The following is a 5,328-nucleotide window of genomic DNA, read 5'->3' on the forward strand; positions in this document are numbered from 1 at the left end:
ACCTATGATGGCCTTAATATCAAATATCGGTTAGGAACGCAGGATATTCAGTTTTCGCTGGAAGGTTACTTTGGCGAATATAACGATGAATATGAAATTGCCAATTTAACCATTCAGCCTGAAATTAAAAATTTTGCGGGTTTAATCGGACACGTAAAATGGGACTATTTATCGGCTCAGATAGGTTTCCACCGGGGTGACATCAACCTGTTTATGAATGAACTAAATGGCTTAGCGGCTATTTTACAACAAGCAGGTTATCAGGATACGGCGGATTCACTGTCCACTAAAGGCAAAGTTGAGGTACTTTTTGCCAGTCTTGCTTATCACAACATGGATTATTTTGTAGAAGCTGAAATTATTAAACTACTCAGCGAACCGTTGGTGTTCCCAACACTATCAAGCGCCTACATATCAGCCGGTTTATACTTGCCGCCATTTACACTTCACAGTACTGTGGCGACATCCCATGCATCTTATCCGCAACCCGTAAATGAAATCCCCATGGGTCTTGCGCCTCAGGTAGACCAACTCGCGATGGCCTATCGTCAGGTTTATGCGGCCCTGGAAAAAGACTCGCTGGGCAGTTTTGCGGTGGGTGTTCGGTACGATTTGTCTGAAAATTTTGCACTAAAAGCGGATATTACCCGTCTCAGGGGTCGGCGTGATGAACGAAGTTTCTTTGATATCACCCACAATGAATCAGGACGCGCGGCTACCTTGTACCAATTTTCTCTGGAATGGGTGTTCTGATGCGATTATTACACTTATTCATGGCCTCCATCCTGGTGATACCTGTTTTTACACTGCAGGCGCAGCAAGACGAACATATTATTGTTATCACACAACTTGATACACAACTAAATAACGTAAACAAAACCATGTTGCGCAATTTGTATATGGGCAATCTGGGACTGGGTGACATAACTCCAATCGCGCTTGCCCCCGGGGAGTTAGCCCGTTCTGTGTTTAATGTAAGAGTAGTTGGGTTAACCGAATCGAGAATTCAGGCGTACTGGGCCCAAATGCGCTTTAGCGGCAGAAAACAACGTCCCATAGAAGCCTCTGACCCTGCCGAGGCCATACTGATGGTGCAATCAACGGTAAATACCATTGCCTACGTGCCTGCTGGAACAGTGTTGCCCAAAGACGTGAAGATCATTTTTACATCGCAGACACCACAATAGTGACCAACCAATGATGGCAAACTAATAATGGCAAACCAATAATGGCAAACCAAACCAATTGCGATTAATTCAAAAGCTAAAGGTCGATTTTGTAGCTGCCAAAATCATGTGGGATTTCATGTTTATTGTCTTTAAGTTGATCTAACGGCACGGGTTTACTAAACAAATACCCCTGAACCGTATCGCAACCTTGCTCGCATAAATAATCCCATTGCGTCTTGGTTTCAACGCCTTCGGCACATATCTTCAGGCTCAGACGTTTGGCCAAATCAATAATAGACACCGTCACTAAGCGACACCGTTCTGACGTTTCTAATTGTGTTACAAACTGCCGGTCAATTTTAAGTGTATCAATAGTAATCTGCGTGAGATAACTCAAAGACGAGTAGCCCGTGCCGAAATCGTCCAATGCTATTTTGCAGCCTAAATTATGTAGCCGTTTAAATAGCTTTTCACTGTGTTCAAAGTTATCCAGATAGGCCGATTCGGTGACTTCAAACTCAATATTGCGTGGGTTAACCTTGTATTCATTGAATGCGGAGTAAATCCAGTCAAATAAGTCGCTATGGCGTAAATCGTGTACCGATAAGTTAATAGCAACCCTGACCCTGCTGGAGAATTTGTCAGTAATTTGATGTAACTCCTCACATGCCCGTCTGATAACCCATTGTGTAATAGCGGTAATCTTTCCGGACTGCTCTGCCACTACAATAAATTCGCCAGGCATAATGTTGCCCATTTCAGGATGATGCCAGCGAATAAGGGCTTCAAACCCTACCTGTATGCCGTTGCTATCTACTTTAGGCTGGTAATACAGGCAAAACTGATTTTGCTCGATAGCATTATCGATACTGTTCGCAATCATGATCTTACGCTTATGCGACTCAGACATCTCAGGGCTGAATATGGTATACACGCCCCTTCCTCTTGCTTTGGAGCGGTACATGGCCAAATCAGCATTACTAACTAGCTGACTGAGGTCGTAACCCGCTTCCTTCGCCTTAGCAACGCCAATACTTACGCCTAATTTAAGTGACAGTCCATTGAGTTTAAAAGGTTCTGAAAACGAATTAAGTACCCGTTCCGAAACCGTGATCATATTGAGTTCTGTTGCGTCCCTGTCGGGTATGATCAGAAATTCATCACCACCGAGTCTGGCCAGAATATCGCCATCTCTTAAAATGGACTTCACCCTGTCTGCAACTTCAATCAGAATTAAATCGCCGGTCTCATGCCCCAATGAATCATTAATGCCCTTAAAGCCGTCTAAGTCAAAAAACATCAGGATCAGATCTTCATTGGATCGGCGCGCACGGGCCAGTTCAATTTTAATGGTATCCATAACAAACTGACGATTAGGCAAACCGGTGAGGCTGTCGAAATTAGCCAGGCGGGTCATGGTTACCTGCTGTTCCATTAACGTCTTAGTTTGCTGCTGATTGATACTCAACTCCTCTTCAATGGTTTCCATCAGGCGGTTTATATGGCGTCCCAACCGGCGAATTTCTGCCGTACCTTTTACTACATGTCGCGATGTGTAATCTTTGTTTTCTGTTACCGACTGCGCAAATCTCGTTACCGCATCCAGCGGTCTGAATGCCTGTCTTAACAGAGCAAAAGAAAGCAAAATAGTAGAAGTGAGTAATAACAACGCCCAGGGCATAGTTCGGAAAATCAGAGAACGGCGACTTTCGGCCAGGCTTTTATTGAGATCGAGTGCAATAAGCAGGAAACCCACCGGGAAAGCCTGTTCACCAATGCGCTCCAGACTAAAAAGTTTGCCATCAGAAATACTAATGCCCAAACTCAGCTCTGCTGGTGATAGTTTTGGATCGGGCAAGCTCTCGCTGCCTCGCCTGCCCTGCAAACCTACATAAAATTCAACTAACCGATTATCGTTGTCGAAAATACTGGCGTTAATTACATTGCGATAGGGTTCGAGGCGCAGGAGTACAACATTTAACGAAAACGTGTCCCTGGGCTCCTGCTCCATATATGGAACCAAATCGTTCGCCATGTTGCGCGTTAGCGCGAACAGGTTGTTTTGCTGAGATTCTAAAAACAGTTGCTCATGTTCAGAAACAGTGATCCATAACACGCTGGCTGATGAAGACATCACTACCACGCTTAAAATAACCACCATTGCGGTTCGTATACTACTGAACATGATTAAAAACCATATTACAAATGCTTAACCGGCCGATTGCGCGGTTAACTTAGCATGGATGTACTTACTGTGCGGAATGTAAAGTAAATCTGCAATTTTGCGAATAATATGTTCCTCCAAAGGCGCCAGTTCGTTATCTGCGTAGGCAACGTTCCATAGCCCCTGAATAACCTGTTGCTTATCCGCTTCGTTGAGCGTTTGATTCAGAACCTGAGTAAACTGCACTAAATCAACGGCTTCTTCTGAGCGTTTGCTTCCTGATGCCTGAACCAGCATCACTTCTTCATCACTTAACGAAAAGATGTCTTTCAGCATAGCAGATAGCATAGCTTGTTCACTATGATCCACCTCATTATCAGCCCTGATGACTTCATACAACAGCGCCGCTGTCGCAACCTCTACAGAATGAGCGTTTGCGGGCTCAGAAGCATTACCTGTAAACCTGGCAAGTATCGCTTTTAACATTTACTTCTCCACACTGAAAAATACGGCAAAGTGTAGACAACACAACTTTAAAAAAATGCCAATTTTCTTATTTAACCGCTGGTGGCCAGGCAATAATGTAAACCAATGACTCAGAACCCAAAAAAACGATCAAGTTGCCTCAAAACGCCAGTGTTACAATGGTCTTTCTTCCGCCCTCTTCTACTTTCACTGATTCACAAAACTCTTCCAACAGCAGCAAGCCCCTACCATAGGTGTCGCCAGGTAGTTCAGGCCTTACGTCAAGCTGATATCCATCGCCAGAATCAAAAACAGAGATAATCAGCTTTCGCTGACATGGTTCACATTTCAAACAGATTTTAACATGCCCGGATGTTAACTGCTCTAATCTTTCTGCCCGTAACCGGTAGTATTCCTCAAAGCCTTCTGCACTTTGTTTAAGTTCTGAATCCAGCTTTAACAATCCATGTTCAATCGCGTTATTCAATAGCTCTGTAATAACGGTAAACACTTCTGAACGTATCGCTTCCAGCCCCTCCAGATTGGTGAGTTTTTGTACAATAAAGTCAGCCACGTTAGTGTGTTTTAAGTGACTATTGGTGAGTACCATTTCTGTTCTAAACGGCACCAGCAGCATACTGGATGTTTCGGGTTCATTGACTACGCGAAATGGCTCGCAACGGAACATAACAATCGTAATATCATCGTTAGCCGGGTTTCCCTGCCGGTACTCATTTGCCAGCTCAACAAATCCCCGGGCTGAAGACAAACAGCGCTCTGAAAACCACTTTTCTACGCCTTCTTCGCCAATGACGCCATGAACGGGATGAGACGACTCCATCAGTCCATCTGTATAAATCAGCAAGCGATCCCCTTCGTTGGCCTCCACATACTCCACGTTGCGCTCAAATTCATTCACGGTCAAAATACCCAAAGGCATGTGCCTTGATTCTATCTTGTTAGTGATATTGCCAAGGGCATCACGCAACACCAGTCTCGGCATGCCGCCATTCCATATCGTAAAACGGGTACCGGAGGGCGATATTTCAACAATACAGGCAACACAGAACATATCGGCAGGAAGGAACTCTAGCAGTATTTTGTTTATCTCTGCGGCAATTTCCTCTACCGACAATCCTTTTTTTGCCATTGCACTGAATGCTTTAGCAACAGGTATAGCCCCTATCGCCGAAGCAAGGCCGTGACCGGTAAAGTCACCAACAAACAGATAAGCGCCTCCCACCGGGCTCTTTTCACATAACAACACATCGCCATTAAACCGGGTTTCTGGCTGGATATAGTAACTAAAATGCTTGTCGAGGGTTTCAGACTCCGCCATCGCATTGGCAAAGATGTGTTCAACAATACGGTGATTCCTTTCGACATCCTGACGGTACCAGAACAAGGATTCGTTCTTTTCCACCAGCTCAAGACTCATTAAACGAGAGCGTTCATGCGCCTTGATCTTTGCAATCAAAACGACACTGTCGAAGGGTTTTGGTACAAAATCATCGCCGCCGGCATCCAGAC

The 5,328-nt window shown here is 44.7% G+C and carries 5 protein-coding genes; 2 read left to right on the forward strand and 3 right to left on the reverse strand.

Features of this window, described 5'->3' with window-relative positions; all coding sequences use genetic code 11:
* Together ACLR2L_RS18640 and ACLR2L_RS18645 are read left to right on the forward strand one after the other, a co-directional pair.
* The coding region (locus ACLR2L_RS18640) for a hypothetical protein (RefSeq protein WP_413370336.1) at positions 1–753 on the forward strand (753 nt) is incomplete at its 5' end.
* Complete coding sequence (locus tag ACLR2L_RS18645) at positions 753–1,187, forward strand: hypothetical protein (protein WP_413370338.1); 435 nt, start codon at positions 753–755, stop codon at positions 1,185–1,187. The genes ACLR2L_RS18640 and ACLR2L_RS18645, both read left to right, overlap by 1 nt.
* A 76-nt stretch (positions 1,188–1,263) precedes the next feature.
* Here the strand turns inward: ACLR2L_RS18645 and ACLR2L_RS18650 are convergent, their stop codons facing one another.
* The 3 genes from ACLR2L_RS18650 to ACLR2L_RS18660 form a co-directional block, all read right to left on the reverse strand.
* Positions 1,264–3,354: a putative bifunctional diguanylate cyclase/phosphodiesterase gene (locus ACLR2L_RS18650; RefSeq protein ID WP_140955847.1), complete on the reverse strand. Its 2,091-nt coding sequence runs from the start codon at positions 3,352–3,354 to the stop codon at positions 1,264–1,266.
* 24 nt (positions 3,355–3,378) lie between these two features.
* The gene (locus tag ACLR2L_RS18655; protein WP_140955848.1) at positions 3,379–3,819 is read right to left on the reverse strand and encodes a TerB family tellurite resistance protein; all 441 of its coding nucleotides are present in this window, start codon (positions 3,817–3,819) and stop codon (positions 3,379–3,381) included.
* Positions 3,820–3,958: 139 nt separating this feature from the next.
* The coding region (locus ACLR2L_RS18660) for a SpoIIE family protein phosphatase (protein WP_413370341.1) at positions 3,959–5,328 on the reverse strand (1,370 nt) is incomplete at its 5' end.

Source organism: Alteromonas sp. AMM-1, from assembly GCF_047290655.1.
GTDB lineage: Bacteria > Pseudomonadota > Gammaproteobacteria > Enterobacterales > Alteromonadaceae > Alteromonas > Alteromonas mangrovi.

Excerpts from the sequence above, each read along its gene's own strand:
- ACLR2L_RS18645 (WP_413370338.1), top strand. The coding sequence starts at position 753 with ATGCGATTATTACACTTATTCATGGCCTCCATCCTGGTGATACCTGTT.
- ACLR2L_RS18655 (WP_140955848.1), bottom strand. The coding sequence starts at position 3,819 with ATGTTAAAAGCGATACTTGCCAGGTTTACAGGTAATGCTTCTGAGCCC.
- ACLR2L_RS18650 (WP_140955847.1), bottom strand. The coding sequence starts at position 3,354 with ATGTTCAGTAGTATACGAACCGCAATGGTGGTTATTTTAAGCGTGGTA.